This is a genomic window from Mesorhizobium cantuariense (assembly GCF_042647205.1).
Taxonomy (GTDB): Bacteria; Pseudomonadota; Alphaproteobacteria; order Rhizobiales; family Rhizobiaceae; genus Mesorhizobium; species Mesorhizobium cantuariense.
On the sequence record NZ_JBHRVD010000001.1, the window covers coordinates 578,781 to 594,659 of the forward strand.

Sequence of the window (15,879 nt, forward strand, 5' to 3'; positions counted from 1 at the left end):
AATGCCGTGAGTAAAAAGAATAACGATTCCAACGGGGCGGGCCGAATCGCGTCCATATTGGACGACATTCGGGACATCTACCTTTCCGATGCTCGGCCGTGGGTCGTTGGTTATTCAGGAGGAAAAGACTCGACCACCGCCTTGCAGCTTATTTGGACGGCAATCGCTGCGTTGCCGTCGGAACGGCGGACCAAGACGATCTATGTTATCAGCTCTGACACGCTCGTCGAAACGCCTGTGGTGTCGCGCTATATAGACGTCACCCTTGACGGTATTTCATCGGCCGCTGCCGCTCAAAACATGCCGGTCGTCACGCATAAGGTCGTCCCGGAGCTGGAGGATAGCTTTTGGGTGAGCTTGATCGGCAAGGGATACCCAGCCCCGTCACGCCGCTTTCGGTGGTGCACGGAGCGGCTCAAGATCCAGCCGGCCGATGCTTTCATCAAAAGCCGCGTCGCTGAGTTCGGTGAAGTCGTCATGGTTCTCGGGGTCCGGTCACAAGAATCTGCGACCCGCGCCCAGGTAATGTCATTGCATCAGATAGAGGGGTCTCGGCTGCGGCGCCACTCCTCGCTGATGAACGCCTTTGTCTACGCGCCAATCGCGGATTTTTCGACTGACGACGTCTGGACTTACCTGCTTCAGAATGAATCTCCCTGGGGCAATGACAACCGCGATCTCGTTGCAATGTACCGCAACGCCAGCGCGGGCGAGTGTCCGTTGGTCGTGGACACATCGACTCCATCTTGCGGAAACTCCCGCTTTGGCTGCTGGGTTTGCACCGTGGTGCAGCGTGACAAGGCAATGGAGTCGATGATTGATTCAGGCGAGGAGTGGCTGACACCGCTTCTTGAGTACCGTGACATGCTTTCGCAGACCCAGGATCCTGAGCGCAAGCATGAATTCCGGGACTTTCGGCGCAGGTCTGGTCAAGTGAATTTTATCGGTGAGACTGACCGGGTTATGCCCGGCCCGTACACCATGGAATTCTGTCGAACTCTGCTTCGTCGCTTGCTCGAAACACAAAAAGAAGTTGCGCTTGAGGCGCCTGCAGGCGAAGCGCCAATTCTGATTCATGAAAATGAATTGCATGAAATCCGCAGGCTGTGGCGGACGGAGCGTGGTGACTGGGCTGACACCGTTCCGCGTATCGTACGCGAGACGCTCGGTCGCGATGACATCGAGTGGGTGACGGAGGATTCTGTTGCATTCACCGCCGACGACGGTGAGCTCTTGGCTTCCGTGTGCGCGGACAATGACGTTCCGCCCGAACTCGTGATGAAATTGCTCGATATCGAGCGAGCGTCACATGGTCTGAAACGTCGGCATGCCGTGCACACCCGTATCGAGGATGCGTTCCGGCTTGAATGGCGGGATCTTGACGTCCTAGTCGCGGAGCGGAGGCGAACGCTCGGACTGGAGGGCAGCGGTGCATTGGCTCTTGTCGACGATCTGGAGCTTCCCTTCGATATGGTTGGCGAGGATGAGCGTTGAGGCTGCGATCAATCACGCTTGAGAATTTTGGTCTTTACGCCGGTCGGCAGCGCCTCGATTTATTGCCTGCGCGAGGGCGGCCTGTCGTCCTGATCGGCGGCAAGAATGGCGCCGGCAAAACGACCTTGCTTGAAGCTGTTCGGCTTGCCCTTTATGGCAGGCGCGCGCTCGGCTATCGTGTGGCGCAATCCGAATATGAGGAACATCTCCGTCGCCGGCTGCATGTCGGATCGGATGGACGACCGGCGACTTTTGGATCGGTCGGGCTTCAGTTCGATTATGCCGAGGGTGGCGTGGTTCATCAGTATGAGGTCGTGCGGCGCTGGACGACGCGCGGGACGAAGACTGTTGAGACCTTGACGCTCGAAAAAGACGGAGCGCCCGTGGACGCTGTGCCACGCGACGAATGGCACAGCTTCCTGCAAGAAATGATCCCACCGGGCGTGTCGCAGCTCTTCTTCTTTGACGGGGAAAAGATTGCCGAGATCGCCAGGGACGATCCCGACGAGGGGCTTGCCGAGGCTGTTCGTGGTCTGCTGGGTATTGAACTTGTTGGACGGCTTCGCACCGACTTGGGACTTTATCTTGCCAGGCACGGTCGTCGTGACGGCAATGATGAGGCCGTCAGACTTGAGGCGATTGTTCGCGACATCTCAGCGCTCGATCGTCGCGTTGCGGAAATGGCAGAGGACGTTGCCGAACTTACCTCGCGCCATGCGTCTCAATCCCGCGTGGCCCTCAATGTCCGTCAACGGTTCATCGCCGAGGGTGGTGATGCTGCAAACCGCCGGGCTCAAATAGAGGCGACGCGCGATGAGTTGCGCCAACAAGTCACGCGCCGCGAAACTGAGATTCGAGAATTCGCCGGCGGCCTGCTTCCATTCGCATCGGCTCCAAGACTGCTCCGGCGGTATGCAACTGCCTTGGCGCACGCTGGGGAAAAGCCGCGCGTGGATATGGTTGAGTTTCGAGAACGTGTGGCTGCGTGGCGAAAAACCGAAACACCAACGCGCATTGGCCGGTGGCAGGAAAGTCATTGGCGTGACCTGGACGTTTTTTTAGAATCAGAGCTCGGCACGGCGGCCATTGCCGCCGTTGGCTCAGTTTCGGAGTTGGATGCCGGCGAACGGCGACGGTTTGTTGGACGGCTTGTCGAAGCTCGTGAAAACACCGCTTCGCGTGCAGCCCTGGCTGTCTCTGAACTAGACTCCCTGCAGCGCAAACTTCGTCGTGTCGACGCCGATCTGGTGCGTGCGTCTGGTCACGCCGCAGGGATCGTTCTGGATGAACTCCTTTTGGCCGAAAGGTCTGTCGGAACGGCCGAAACCGTGTTGCGAGCGCGGACTGAAGAACTCCACACTCTGGAATTTCAACGCTCTGGACTGGCCCGCGAGCGCGACCGCATGCTCAAAGCACAGACTGAGGCTAAGGCCGGCGAAGAGCGCGCCGCACTCGCAACGCGGGTAGGGCGAGCGTTGCAGCTCTATGAGGAGCGGCTGCTCGATATGAAGCTTGCGCAACTCCAAACAGAGTTCGTTAGCAGGTTTAATCACCTGGCTCGCAAAGGGGGATTTGTCGCGGATGTGCGTATCGACCGTTCATCCTTTGACGCGACACTGATCGACAAGACGGGAGCCGAGATCCCGAAGTCGAGCCTATCTGCCGGGGAAAAACAGGTCTACGCAATCGCCATGCTGTGGGCACTGGCTCGCACCAGCGGCCGGGCGCTTCCGATGATTATCGACACCCCCCTGGCGCGACTTGATAGCGAACACCGAACAGCCATTGTCGAACGGTATTTCCCCGAGGCAAGCCATCAGGTCATCGTTCTATCCACGGATACCGAAGTTGACGCGCAGCTGCTCAAGGAGCTCACACCGAGCATCAGCCACTCCTACAGACTTGATTACGAGCCCGATCAGCGCGCGACACGAGCCATTCCAGGCTACTTCGGCGATGGCGACGAAGGAGGTCAGTTTGCGCTACAACAAGCTTAAGATCTCAATAGAGGCGACAAGCAAGCTACGCTCGATCCGTCAGCGCACTGGGGTCACCCCCAACCTTCTTTGCCGTACCGCGATCATGCTCTCTCTCGAGGAAGGGCCAGCGATTGCGCCAGCTCCTGATGAGGGCGGCCAGGAGTTTAACGCCTACACGCTTACGGGCGAGTATACTGGCTTGATTGCCGCTCTGTTGCGCTTCGTTGAAGAGGACGAGGGCGGCGCGAGCCCGCTATCGAACGAAGATCTCGTTGCGCGTCTTCGTGCTCACATTCACCGCGGCGTCGGTACTTTGTCAGTGCGGGCCAAATCTGCGGCGGACCTGGGTCGTCTGGTGCTCGCCGCATGAAACGCGAAGCGAACGAGGAGCCTATATACCTCGACCACAACGCTACCACCCCGGTGGACCCCAGGGTCCTGGAGGCCATGCTTCCGTTTTTCACCGAGGTGTTCGGAAATCCGTCGAGTGTGGAGCATGTCCACGGCAATCGCGCTAGGGCAGCTGTGGAGGGTGCGCGAGCGCAGATCGCAGAAGCGTTGGGCGCTCGTGAGAACGAAATCGTGCTGACCGGCAGCTGCACCGAAGCCAACAATATAGCGATCATTGGTGCCGCGCGGGCACGGCCGGAGCGTAAGCACTTGATAACGAGCGCCATCGAGCATCCCGCCGTCGTGGAGCCGATGAGGGAGCTGGTACGCGAAGGGTTCGAGGTCACAATTGTCGGGGTCGATCAACAGGGTCGAGTATCACCCTCCGACGTGGCCGCGGCAATCCGGGACGACACGAGCTTGGTATCAATCATGGGCGCCAACAACGAAGTGGGGACCATTCAACCCATCGCTGAAATCGGCGCTATTTGTGAGGAACGCGGCGTCCTGCTTCATGCCGATCTCGCGCAGCTGCTGGTTCATAGGCGCGTTGATGTTATGGCCGAACACATCCACCTCGCGAGCATTTCCGGGCACAAAGCGTACGGGCCAAAGGGCGTGGGTGCCCTCTATGTTCGATCGCGCTCGCCGCGCGCTCGGCTCGTGCCTGTTTCATTTGGCGGCGGACAGGAGCGTGGGCTTCGGTCCGGTACCGTGAATGTACCCCTCATAGTCGGTCTTGGAACAGCACTTGATATCGCTGGCCGCGAATGCACGATTGACGATGCGCGTTTGCATGGCCTTTGCGACAAATTCGTTCAGGAGGTCACCTCCGCAATCGCCGGCGTGAGCCTCAACGGTCATCCTTCGGAGCGTATTGCTGGAAACGTTTCGCTGTCGATTGCCGGGGTCGAACCGTTAGCCCTCATGCACCGACTAAACTCTGTCGCTAGCTTTTCCGCATCCAGTGCCTGTGCGACTGACAAAGTTAAAACAAGCCACGTGTTACTCGCCATGTTCGGCGATACTCCGAGAGCGCGGCAGGCCTTTCGGGTGTCGCCAGGTAGATTTTCTACTGCGGATCAAATGGCGGAATTTACTATCGCTCTAATCCAGGCCGTTGAAGAGCTTCGCCGGTTCGCCGCCTGACCGTACAAAAGGCACCATTGCTAGAAGGATAGCTGCACCGTCTCGCCGTTGGTGCGAGAGGCGATGACGCAATGTTGGCTTCTCAACTGCGTGTTCATCCCATGCAGCAACTGTGAACAACGGCGATAACTGATTTTCCTGCATGTCTCGTAATGTTGGGGTCTATTACAATTCTGATAGACAGACGAGCAATCTCAAGCGAATCTCTCGGGAGCGGGGCGGTCGATGCCAATATCTGACGAAGTGATAGACGCTGCGGTGTCCCGCTATGATCGGGAACGCGATCGGTATCTCAAGCTCGCAGCGCGCGTCGCAGATATCTGTCGCTCCAGCATCGTGGAAGGGAACGCGATCCGTGCGCAAATCACTTCGCGCACAAAAACTGTCCGGAGTTTCGACAGCAAGCTCCGACGATTCGCAAAGCGGTCCGATAAAAACTTCAAGTCGGTAGACGAGGTTTTCGAGAAGATTGGGGACTTCGCTGGCGTTCGAGTGGCGACATATCGACCAGAGGACGAACCACGCGTCACCGAGGCAATCAAAGCGCTCTTCGTCGGGCGGGAGGGTGAGGCGGTCGAGATCGATCACAAGGATAAGCTCGATCCTGCCAACTGCCAATTTTACCGAGCCACTCACTGTCAAGTATTTTTACGCGAAGAGGAACTCCTTGGCGATTATGGAAATTTGCGCGGCGCAAGTTGCGAAGTGCAAATCTGTTCGATGATGGCGCATGTATGGAATGAGATCGAACATGATATCGGCTACAAACCCGAGGGCGGAGGACCTGGGGAAGCCGAGCGCGGTCTGCTTGAGGCCCTTGGCCACCTAACGCGTTCGGGTGATGCCGCGATTACGCAACTTCTTGCTGCCAACTACGCGCGTATGACAGTGCGGACGGGCGATTTTGGCGATGTGCATGACTTTGTCGCGCGCATGCGTAAGCATTTCCCCGATGCCGATCTATCAGTAAATGCTGGACTGGCATTTGACGAAGCTGTGCTTCTAGGGCTCACCTCAGCAGGAAAGATGGAGAAGGCTCTAGGAGCCGAGGCACTCAACCCAGAGGTCGCCTCTGCACGGATTGATGAATTCAACAAATTTCTGGAGGCGTCTGGCAGTCCCGAGCTTGCCCTCAATCGGGGTTCTGCGGATCTCATCTTGATAGCGATGCTCGCCAAATGTTCCGAGAGGATCGAGGAGAACCACCCTGCTGGACGAGGGAAGGGGCGGCCAAGCCGCATTTACTACCTGGTCCGCAAATATCGAGAGTTTTTGCAAGCACAGCTGGCAGATCAACATGTTGCCTAGCAGATGATAGGGAATCAGATCATTTCATTGGCAATCAACGATCTGTCTACAGATACGGAGTTGACCAATTCGGTCGCCTTAGATCCAATTTGCATGCGAAGACTGGTCGATCTGGTTCAGGAAAATGACGTGTCAGTTCGGCTTGGGAACGCTCTGACTGTGGCAGACAAGGCCGGCAATTTGCCCTACGCGACGATCGGCGACTATCTCGATGCAGGGCCGCTGGCCCAGACCAGAATGCTGCATGACGTTCGAAATTTCGGACGCAAGAGCGCGCAAGAACTAGAGACGCTAATCCGAGCCGAGTGTGCGTCTTATGGTATTGATCCTTCAAGCCGAACACAGACTTCAGCTGCCGCCAGTGCATCCGATAGATCGGACCTCATCAGCCTTTTTAGCGGCGACACGATTGGCGCAATCGCCTGCGAAGAGGTCCCGTCGACACGGCTCGAAGCCGTCCTGTCTCGGCCGCCTTTCAGGGACATGACGTTTCCGGAAGCCATGGAGAACTTCTTGAATACCACCCATAGGATCGCGCAGACGCGAAATTGTGGGCGCAAATCAGTCAAGGAGTTCCGACGCCTGTGCGAACGCCACATTCGTCGCCGGCTTACAGAGGAAGGGATTGGCGGACAGGATCGGTTGGTATCGCTAATAATCGACAAGGCGGCCAGTGCTGACGAACATAGCCTGGGTACAGCGTCTGACACTCTTGGTTTGGGCCAGGACGTCACTCCAAAACATGAGCGCCTGGCTGACCGCCTTGACTGGCTCTTGTCACAGCTCGACCAGCGTGCATCCACGATTCTCAGGCGACGCAATGGAATTGGGCAACAAGGCAGGGAAACACTGGAGGAAATTGGCGTCGACTACGGTGTGACCCGAGAGCGAATTCGTCAGATCGAAGCGAAATCATTGCGTAAATTGCGGACGCAGATTCGGCGTAACCCAATCGAGCAAATGCTCCAGCAGGAGGGGCCGGGTCAGTGGCTAACGATTGCTCAAGGCGCGCCTGTACTCACCAGAGCTCAGCTGTCCTCCCGTCGTCGCAATGTCGATGCCTATGTGACGTTGGCGTTGGACATCCTCAACATCGCGCTCGACCGGTGGATTGACAGTATCGCCCTGCCGCTGCCCGAAGGCTGGCTTCATCCCCTGGGTGACGCATCATTGGTCGAAGCGGTGGCGATGGACCTGCAACAGGAGATTGCTCGCACTCTGCTCCCACAAGCATTGAGCGTTTTGACGAACGCAAACCTCGAAGATGCGCTGGCGGCATGTGAACTTGTCCTTGGGAACCCCATTCGGCTTGGTTATGTGATGCCACCGCGCGTCGGAGTTCGCTTGACACGCTTGATCGGCTTGCACGCGCTCCTTGCTGCCGCGGGTCAAGCACGACCCGTCGAGGACTTGCTGCCGATCTATCATGCTCATTTTGCGAATGATCTTTGCTCCGAGCGTGACGCAGAGATCGTCATGAGCGCCGCACCGCATCTGTTTCTCGAGATCGAGGAGGGTAGCTGGTTGGCAGTCGGCGCCGCCGGCACGACGCTGAAATGCTTGGCTCCGGCCGATCGAGCCGAGCAACCTCAGCAAGAGGAACCGGGGACGATCGCACACGCGCTGCAAATCGCACTCCAAGCCCGCGGCCCCACAAGGCTGGGAGACCTGCTCAACGACGCCGACGCCATTCTTCCACAAGGTCGATCCGCCAATAGCATAGGGCCTATTCTGATCACTCGTCGCGAACTCTTCATCCGTGTCCTGCCCGGCACCTATGGATTGCCCGAGCACGTTTCGGCAATTTCTGCTTACCTCCCAGATGATTTGCTGATCCTTTTCAATGATAATCAGGCTCGTCTCTATGCTCTTGCCCGATATGCTGGAGAGCCTCGGACGATTTTTCCATTTTGGACGCCGACGGCGGAGTTCAAACTATGTCGGTGGGCTCGCCATTCCGGCGATGCAGACGTCTTTAACTCGCTCCTCTCTGTAGCTGATCCCGACGACTGGCCGGTCGTTTCGGCTGAGCGCGCAAATTGGCAGCGCCTCAAGTATCAGCAAGGTCGTTTTGCGATTGGAATGACGCTTCGGCGCGATGCCGCGTACGAGCTGCCGCCCTTGGAGCGGGTCCTCGCAGCCTGCGTATATGCGCATAGTCAAGGTGGGCTGAATTGGATTGCTGCAAACCGGCTATCGGGTCGACGCATCGACTCTCACGCAGGCGCCGGCTTGGTCGCTCTGCTGGTTTGCTTAGGTGTCCTGGAGGAACCTGACGGACAGGGCTATCAATGGCAACTGAGGCACACCGCTACTTCCACTCTCGATGTCGTGCGCCGTCAGTTGACACAGGAACTGGCGAATACGGGAGAGCTTGACTGGAGCCGCGGCGCCGGCACGCAACTCGCACGGCAAGTCTCTCATGCGATACCCGATCCAAAAAGTTGGATCAGCCACTCTGCTGTCGTTGCGATGCTTGAGCAACAGCCTGAGGCCCTCGTAGACGAGACAAGTGATGATCCCTTCGAGTGGCTGATGGCAGAGCGTCGCCGGTCCCGTGAAGCCCGGCAAAGAGAGGCTAATCTGCAATGGTTGCTTGCGGAATGAAGTCCCCCGGGCTTGCAGGGGTACTGCGGATATGAACGCGCCAGGCGTGCCCGAACTCAAGTCTCACTACCGCAGTGGCAAAGACGACTTGGCCGCTGATTTTTTTCGACCCTGCCTGCGGCTTGCCACTCTCTATCGTCGAGCCGTGGGATACTTCTCCACCTCAGCACTTTTAAGTTGGACAGACGCGCTGTCGCGCGTAGCGATGGACGGCGAATTGGTTGTTCATATGGTTGCCTCGCCGGAGCTTTCCCCGTCGGATGCAGCGGCGTTGAGGGACCTCGACGCTCCAGAAAGAGTTGCGCAATATCAAGCCATTATCGTCGAGCGGATTCTCGACGAGATTATTGCCCTCCTTGGCGATCCGACTGATTCTGGTCGCCTCGCCCATGTCTTTACCTGGCTCGTCGCAAACGACCGTCTTCAGATAAAGTTCGCCTTTGCAGAACATGTCGCCCTGCCGGGTATCTTTCATGAGAAGATTGGCGTTTTCGATTTCCCAAACGGCTCTCAAGCCGCTTTCACGGGTTCTGCCAATGAAACCCGGAGCGGTCATAGCAGGAACTACGAGTCGATCGACGTTTACCGGTCATGGGTGCAGGGCGAGGAAGAGCGGGTCGCTACTAAGGCCGAACAGTTCGACGATGCGTGGAACAACAAGGCTGCAGGTCTTGATGTTTTAACGCCATCGACTGCGGTGCTCAGCCGACTGCGGGAGCGAGCACCTCGCCAGAAAACACCCTTGGCGGAAGAAAAGCCGGAGCAGGAGCCAGCGGCCGACAAACGGTGGCTGCATCAGGACGAAGCAGTGGCAGCCTTTCTTGAAGGCGCCACCGGGATTCTGGAAATGGCAACCGGTACTGGCAAAACCCGCACGGCGCTCAAAATCCTGTCGTCGTTGATCGCCTCAAAATCGATCGACGGCGCAATTGTTGCGATGGATGGGACCGACCTCCTCGATCAATGGGCAGACGAGCTTGAACAATGGAACCTCGCGGGCGGACCTCGCTGGCTCATCTACCGACACTACGAACGCTATCATGAGCTCGGCGAGTTCGCGCTCGACCCTCATCATGCGTTAATTGTGATATCGCGCGGCCAACTTCGAAAGCTTATCGACAGGCTTTCAGGTGCCGCAAAAGCGCGCATGATGATCATTCACGACGAGGTCCATGGTTTGGGAACACCAAGTCTGGTCGACGCTCTTCGCGGACGTCATGAGGCTTTTCCCTACAGAGCGGGTCTCAGCGCCACGCCCGACCGCGCCTATGACCAGGATGGCAATGCGTTCATTGGGACTGAACTCGGTCCCGTTCTGTACCAGTTTCCGCTCGAAAAGGCGATCTCACGAGGTGTGCTGAGTGAATTCGATTATCTGCCACTGTCCTATGATCTGACGCCCGGGGATCGGGATCGACTTCAAGCTATCTATTCCAAGAAGGCGGCACGTCTGGCCGACGGCAACCCTATGAGCGACGAGGAAATCTGGACCGACATTGCAAAGGTTTATAAGACGGCCGAAATGAAGCCGGCAATCTTCGAGGATTATCTCAAGGCAAATCCTTCCGTTCTCGACCGATGTATCCTTTTCGTTGAAACGAAGGAATATGGAGCTCGCATCCTTGAGATGCTGCACCACCACACGCACCTCTACCGAACCTACTATGCCGAGGACGATCGTGACCATCTTGTCGCCTTCGCTCGAGGAGAGATCGATTGCCTCATTACATGCCACCGGATCTCCCAAGGGATTGATATCCGATCGTTAAATACGGTTGTGCTGTTTGCATCGGCGCGTGCCAAACTGGAGACGATACAGCGAATCGGCCGCTGCCTTCGAATTGATCCTTTGCGTCCGAACAAACGTGCGCTGGTAGTTGATTTCGTTAGACCCGCCAGTCCAACGGACACGATCCCAAACGCTGATCAGGAGCGTTGTGCTTGGCTGACAGCGTTATCTGCAGTTCGAAAGGGAGATGAACATGGCGCTTGATCCCGCACTCGAAGAAGCCCTTCAGGCTGCAGTCACCGCTGCCCAACAGCCCAATGCAGTGGCTCAACGACTGACAGCGTGGCTCAAATCTTTGAGTGATGGCGAAGGCAGTGAGGATCAAAACTTGCAGTTCTACGAGAATGTTTTTGAGGCGATAAAGGTTAAGGATATCGACGATGCGGATTAGCCTTAGCGGGTGGGCCAGCAGTGGGCTGCGATGCCCCGATGTTGAAGTGAATTTAGCGGGGCAGTCGGGGACACCAGCAAAAGTCGCTTTGGTTCAGATGCCCAACGGTACGGGCAAGACCACAACCCTTGAACTTATCAGAGCCACCCTAACCGGTGCTGCCGCCGAATGGAAACCGTCCCAGATCCGCGACTTGCGACGGCCTGGCGATGACAGCGACGTTGGTCAGTTCCGTGTCTCCTTGCTGATGGATAAGCGCCCCTTAACGATCGAGCTTATCTTGGATTTTGACAATGGAACGGCATCATATCGTACCACAACTCCGGGAAGCGGAGGTGTCGTCAGCCGATGGCAACCGCCAACGTCGATCCTCAAATTCCTCACGCCCGAATTCTTGCACCTCTTCATCTTTGACGGTGAGTTTGCCGACAAATTGTTGAAGCAGGATGCCGGACGCGCCGATGAAGCCATCAGTGCGCTATGTCAATTGGACCTACTCGATGTTGTTAGTCGGACAGCAGAATCAGAGTGGAAGCGGCGTACCAGTCAAGGCGGGCCAAAAACCGCCGCCGGGCTGTTGAAACTGAACAGTCGTCGCGACGTTCTGCTCAAACGCAAAGCTGATCTTGAAACGATCCGCGAGCGTGCCAGGCGCAAGATAGATGAAGGAACCATTACCGCAGCCGATCTATCGAAAAAAATAGCTGCACGGGTCAGCAGCGTCGAAACAACTCAGGTTCAGCATAACGAGGCCCAGCTGGCCCTGCAGGGCGCCAATGGAGCCGTCAGTAAGACGTCCGGTGAGGTTATGACGCTGCTGCGCATGCCGCTCGCCGTTCATCCAAAATTCTCAGAGAGTCTCATTGAGCTCAAGGAGAATCTCGATCATCTGAAGCTTCCTGAAAACACCTCCGCGCAGTTCTTCGCAGACCTCGTGCAGGAGCCCGACTGCATTTGCGGCCGTCCAATGAGCGATGTCGCTCGTGACGAAATCCTAAAGCGCGCCAAGGGGTATCTCGACATAGAGGAATCTGGAACCATCAACGCCCTCAAGCATGACATCAGCGTCTTTGTGGCTGCGCCGGGCGAGGAGCCTGTTCACAAGCAACTTGAGAGAGTGCTTATTGACCTTACCTCGGCCCGCAGACAGCAACGGGATGCAGGTCAGACCCTGCGGGCGCTGACGAAGAAACTAATCGATGCTGGCGACGAGCAGCTGAAAGGGTGGCAAGAAGCTCTTGCAAACCTTGAGGATGAGCTCATCCGTTGCAAGCAAGTGCTGCAAGACATCGATGCGCCGACAGAACAAGATACAGGCGGGTCGATGACTTCCATCAAGCTCGTCGACAGGAAATTGAAGGAGGTTGGTCAAACGATAGCTGAATTGACCCAAACCGTGGAGCTAAAGGGCAAAAATGATGTTCTTGAGGCCATTCTAAAGCACGCATCAGTTTTGGCACGCGACAAGATCAGATCCGAGCTCGTCAGGGATTCTAACAAGCGGCTTGAGGTGGTGCTTGCGAATGATCCGCTGCGGATTGATCGCGTAGACAAGTCGCTTCATCTTGCCAACCAATCTGGCGCCAGTGTCGGCCAGAAACTATCCGTGGGTTATACCTTCTTGATGAGCGCCCTCAATCGCGGAAACAACGATTTCCCACTCGTCGTCGATAGCCCTGCACACTCGATTGACGAGGGCGTTAGGCGAAATATTGGAAAGCTTATACCAGAACTGTGCACCCAGTTTGTCGGCTTCACAATCAACACGGAGCGGGCGGGATTCGTTCAGGCGCTTGAGAAAGCCTGCGACGATTGCCTGTTTCTGACTATCTTCCGCCGGACGGAGGGAACGAAGCGCCTGGAGCGCACCCTGCCATCGGCCGGCGTAACCAAAACCGATAACGCGTTCATGGTCAACGACCGCAGCTACTTCATGTCTTTCGACGTCACAGATGAAGAGGACGTGTAATGGCTCGCTTCCGGATCCGAAATGACGCCAGAGCCTGGTTCAATCAAATTGCGGACTTCGAACATTTCAAGGTTGATTTCGACCAGTATTACCTCTGCCTGATGGCGGGTTTCGCCAGCGGGCGAAGCAATGAGAACGCTCCCATGACCGAGATGGTCGATCATTTCGTCGAGGAATATAAGCCCGCCAGCCGTTTCTTGATTGGCCTGCTCGTGATTGCAGAACTTAGGAAGAGCGGGATAGACGTCACGGAACGGGCTGCTGTGCGCGCTCTATTCAAGCGCCTGGTGGATCCACATAGTCCCAATCAACTTACGGACGAAGGAATGCGCCGAATGAACGCTTACTCAAGCGGAGGCTACGATTATTTATCTGAACAGCGCGAAACCAAACCGTACTCAGGCGAGGAGTTTCTGCGTGATTATGTGCAGCTTGTGGATCAGGCGGTGACGTCCATGGGCAACTTGCCGACGGGTTCACAGCTGTCTTGAACCTCAAAGAGATAAGATAGATGGCGATTGATCGACTTAATTCACAAGTCCAATTTGCTCCTCGATCGCCCGACGAATGATGCTGCGGCCAGATCCCGAGGCGTTGCGGTACTTGTCCTCGGTGAAGTTCAATTTGCCTGCTGGCTGAAGGATTGATCGGAAGTACTCCACCGAGATGACTTTCCGTTCGTAAGCGTCGGGGGCCAGACGACGTAAAATGTCGAAGAGCGCCTGCACGGCCACCGTCTTGAATATGAACGAATCTGCGGGCGCAGCGGACCAGAATACCTCGTTGCACGCGATGAGATAGTTTAGAACCATGGTGTAGATCACGATGTCCTGACCTCCGAAGTATGCCGCGCGCAGAGGCGCTCGATCCTTTCTGCGCTCTTGGATGTCGGCGCGCCGCACTTTGGCGGGTGTCTGGAGATCGTTCGCGTCCGTCTTCGGGTTGCTTGTCAGGAGTCGAGCAATTCCCTCAACAACAACTGCAGTCGAGACCTTCCACCCGCTGTGGCCGATGAGCGCTGCCAGTTGGGCGTCCTTTTTGGGAGCAATCACGATCCGTCCCTTAAGAGGCGAGGCCTCGTCGCTGCCCAAACGGCGCGTCAGAAACACCGCGAGCTTGTCTGGACTCCAGAAGGACGGATCCTCATCGTCAATGTTGTAGCCGAACATTTCATAGGTCAGGCTCTTGTCGACTCGCTTCTGGTTCGAGTTGATCGTGGCGAATATCTGTGCCTGGAACGGCTTCGGCAGATCGAGATAAATCGCACAGATCATCTCCATCTCGAGACGCTCAACAATCTTTGCTTTCGCGAAACCGAATAGACGGTGCTGGCCGTCGACCACGGCAGCGAGCTTGTCTCTGGTTGGGATCACCAGCTCATGGCAGCCGTCGTCACCGACCTCGATGCGCCAGCGCCGGTCAATCAGGCTCGGATTCTCGTCGGCGATTGCCAGTTCGTCCGCTGTTTCTCCATCTTCGGCATCCTCCTCCGCCTGATCCACCGGATCGTCCTCTGTCATGCCGTCGCTCGGCCGCGAGTTCGCCGCCAGGATGATCGAGTTGGGAAACGCGGTGTCGTCCCGATCGATATACTTGCCGATCTCTTGCAGCCGCTTCTCGCGATATTCACGCTGAATGCCGCCAAGATTGTATGGCCTGCTTGGGTCATCGGTATGCTCGGCAGTAAGGACGTCGCTGAAGCAGACATCGAGAAGCAGGCGGGCGGGCAGTGCTGCTACCCAACATTCTGCCAGTTCCTGACGAACGCGGAGGGCCTTGGTTCGATATGGGAACGTCGTCATGCTTCAAAACCTCCAAGGTCGCCACCAAGGGGGCGGTCGGTGCTGCCTCCTACTGCCGCTTGGTCGAGCGGCTCGTCGAAAAAATCGGGATTGTCGGCGTTTGCTATCCACCAGAACCAAAGCGAGACAAGAGAAGCCAGAGTTCCGATGGACAGTGACAAAGGGGAAGAAAGGTTGCGGTCGAAGATCAACCAAAAGCCTACTGCGGCGATAAGGGTTGAGCCAACGAACGCGACTGCGCGCAACGCCTTCAGATATTTCCCCAACACGATCTGGAAGCAGGTCGAACCGATTAGCGCCGGAAAAAATGTCGCCATCGCAGTGCGTACGTGCAAAAGATCTGAGGGCGATGGCGCCTTAGCCGCATTGATCAACTCCACCCAGATTCCGAGGCCACCTATCAGAACCACGCTGCCGAAAAAGAAAAAGACAAAGGTCGCATGCGCCGCCGGTCGCGTAGTCCGACGCCATACGTCACGGCGGAGTTCACCCCACCCTCCTTCAGCCGTTGCCATCACCCTTCACCGTGTTTCCACATGCCGCCATACCTCACCATCAGTCGCTCGACAGTCGCCGGAGGAAGCATGGCCTCATTGATCTCGCCAGAGCCAGCGACCGCGGTCTCTAGCTCGCGCACGGAGGCATATGCCCCCATTCTTGATTCTTAGACTGCAAACCCCCGGATCCTCCAATGTAAATTGCGATTAACAAGAAGCATTGGCAACAAAAAAGTTTTTTCAAATCACAGTTTAAAAAGGCGGAGGCTTACAGTAGTGGCAGTTCCGATTATGTCACCTCTACGCGTGGCCCCAATTCTTTGTCCTAGTTGCGCTCTCAATGGGTAAAGGAACTTGACGCAAATCAGCTGGAAGCGGGGGTCCGCGACGGGCTACAGCCGTTCAGCTTTTGATAGAATCGCTGACCCGCACTAAGCATTTGTTTTTGCGCAATTCCGGACGCAAGACCGCTGCGCACTTTTCCTGGAATTGCTCTGGCGACTA

12 protein-coding genes are annotated in these 15,879 nt (G+C 56.7%); 10 read left to right on the forward strand and 2 right to left on the reverse strand.

The window, feature by feature from the left end; genetic code table 11:
• Positions 1-6: 6 nt before the first annotated feature.
• The 10 genes from dndC (at position 7) to ACFOJ9_RS02760 (ending at position 13,567) form a co-directional block, all read left to right on the forward strand.
• Positions 7-1,494, forward strand: a complete 1,488-nt coding sequence (dndC, locus tag ACFOJ9_RS02715) for a DNA phosphorothioation system sulfurtransferase DndC (RefSeq protein WP_378976876.1) — start codon at positions 7-9, stop codon at positions 1,492-1,494.
• Positions 1,491-3,491, forward strand: a complete 2,001-nt coding sequence (dndD, locus tag ACFOJ9_RS02720; protein WP_378976878.1) for a DNA sulfur modification protein DndD — start codon at positions 1,491-1,493, stop codon at positions 3,489-3,491. The genes dndC and dndD overlap by 4 nt, the downstream gene beginning before the upstream one ends.
• Entirely contained in the window at positions 3,472-3,843 is a 372-nt protein-coding gene (dndE, locus tag ACFOJ9_RS02725; RefSeq protein WP_378976880.1) for a DNA sulfur modification protein DndE, read from the forward strand. The genes dndD and dndE overlap by 20 nt, the downstream gene beginning before the upstream one ends.
• Entirely contained in the window at positions 3,840-5,012 is a 1,173-nt protein-coding gene (locus ACFOJ9_RS02730) for a cysteine desulfurase family protein (protein WP_378976882.1), read from the forward strand. Before dndE ends, ACFOJ9_RS02730 begins: the two co-directional genes overlap by 4 nt.
• Before the next feature lie 225 nt (positions 5,013-5,237).
• Positions 5,238-6,320, forward strand: coding sequence for a GTP pyrophosphokinase (locus ACFOJ9_RS02735; RefSeq protein WP_378976884.1), 1,083 nt, complete (start codon positions 5,238-5,240; stop codon positions 6,318-6,320).
• A gap of 3 nt (positions 6,321-6,323) precedes the next feature.
• On the forward strand, positions 6,324-8,927 hold the full coding sequence (locus ACFOJ9_RS02740; protein ID WP_378976886.1) for a sigma factor-like helix-turn-helix DNA-binding protein: 2,604 nt from the start codon (positions 6,324-6,326) through the stop codon (positions 8,925-8,927).
• 31 nt (positions 8,928-8,958) lie between these two features.
• The gene (locus ACFOJ9_RS02745) at positions 8,959-10,920 is read left to right on the forward strand and encodes a DEAD/DEAH box helicase family protein (RefSeq protein WP_378976888.1); all 1,962 of its coding nucleotides are present in this window, start codon (positions 8,959-8,961) and stop codon (positions 10,918-10,920) included.
• On the forward strand, positions 10,910-11,107 hold the full coding sequence (locus ACFOJ9_RS02750) for a CxC ATPase DNA modification system associated small protein (protein ID WP_378976890.1): 198 nt from the start codon (positions 10,910-10,912) through the stop codon (positions 11,105-11,107). The genes ACFOJ9_RS02745 and ACFOJ9_RS02750 overlap by 11 nt, the downstream gene beginning before the upstream one ends.
• Positions 11,097-13,076, forward strand: a complete 1,980-nt coding sequence (locus ACFOJ9_RS02755; RefSeq protein ID WP_378976892.1) for a hypothetical protein — start codon at positions 11,097-11,099, stop codon at positions 13,074-13,076. Before ACFOJ9_RS02750 ends, ACFOJ9_RS02755 begins: the two co-directional genes overlap by 11 nt.
• On the forward strand, positions 13,076-13,567 hold the full coding sequence (locus ACFOJ9_RS02760; protein WP_378976894.1) for a hypothetical protein: 492 nt from the start codon (positions 13,076-13,078) through the stop codon (positions 13,565-13,567). The genes ACFOJ9_RS02755 and ACFOJ9_RS02760 overlap by 1 nt, the downstream gene beginning before the upstream one ends.
• Before the next feature lie 36 nt (positions 13,568-13,603).
• Here the strand turns inward: ACFOJ9_RS02760 and ACFOJ9_RS02765 are convergent, their stop codons facing one another.
• Both ACFOJ9_RS02765 and ACFOJ9_RS02770 read right to left on the reverse strand, forming a co-directional pair.
• Positions 13,604-14,878, reverse strand: a complete 1,275-nt coding sequence (locus ACFOJ9_RS02765) for a DGQHR domain-containing protein (protein WP_378976896.1) — start codon at positions 14,876-14,878, stop codon at positions 13,604-13,606.
• Positions 14,875-15,393 (reverse strand): hypothetical protein, encoded by a 519-nt coding sequence (locus ACFOJ9_RS02770; protein ID WP_378976898.1) that lies wholly within the window; start codon positions 15,391-15,393, stop codon positions 14,875-14,877. Before ACFOJ9_RS02770 ends, ACFOJ9_RS02765 begins: the two co-directional genes overlap by 4 nt.
• Positions 15,394-15,879 lie beyond the last annotated feature (486 nt).

Excerpts from the sequence above, each read along its gene's own strand:
- ACFOJ9_RS02730 (WP_378976882.1), top strand. The coding sequence starts at position 3,840 with ATGAAACGCGAAGCGAACGAGGAGCCTATATACCTCGACCACAACGCT.
- ACFOJ9_RS02735 (WP_378976884.1), top strand. The coding sequence starts at position 5,238 with ATGCCAATATCTGACGAAGTGATAGACGCTGCGGTGTCCCGCTATGAT.
- ACFOJ9_RS02740 (WP_378976886.1), top strand. The coding sequence starts at position 6,324 with ATGATAGGGAATCAGATCATTTCATTGGCAATCAACGATCTGTCTACA.
- ACFOJ9_RS02745 (WP_378976888.1), top strand. The coding sequence starts at position 8,959 with ATGAACGCGCCAGGCGTGCCCGAACTCAAGTCTCACTACCGCAGTGGC.
- ACFOJ9_RS02750 (WP_378976890.1), top strand. The coding sequence starts at position 10,910 with ATGGCGCTTGATCCCGCACTCGAAGAAGCCCTTCAGGCTGCAGTCACC.
- ACFOJ9_RS02755 (WP_378976892.1), top strand. The coding sequence starts at position 11,097 with ATGCGGATTAGCCTTAGCGGGTGGGCCAGCAGTGGGCTGCGATGCCCC.
- ACFOJ9_RS02760 (WP_378976894.1), top strand. The coding sequence starts at position 13,076 with ATGGCTCGCTTCCGGATCCGAAATGACGCCAGAGCCTGGTTCAATCAA.
- ACFOJ9_RS02765 (WP_378976896.1), bottom strand. The coding sequence starts at position 14,878 with ATGACGACGTTCCCATATCGAACCAAGGCCCTCCGCGTTCGTCAGGAA.
- ACFOJ9_RS02770 (WP_378976898.1), bottom strand. The coding sequence starts at position 15,393 with ATGGCAACGGCTGAAGGAGGGTGGGGTGAACTCCGCCGTGACGTATGG.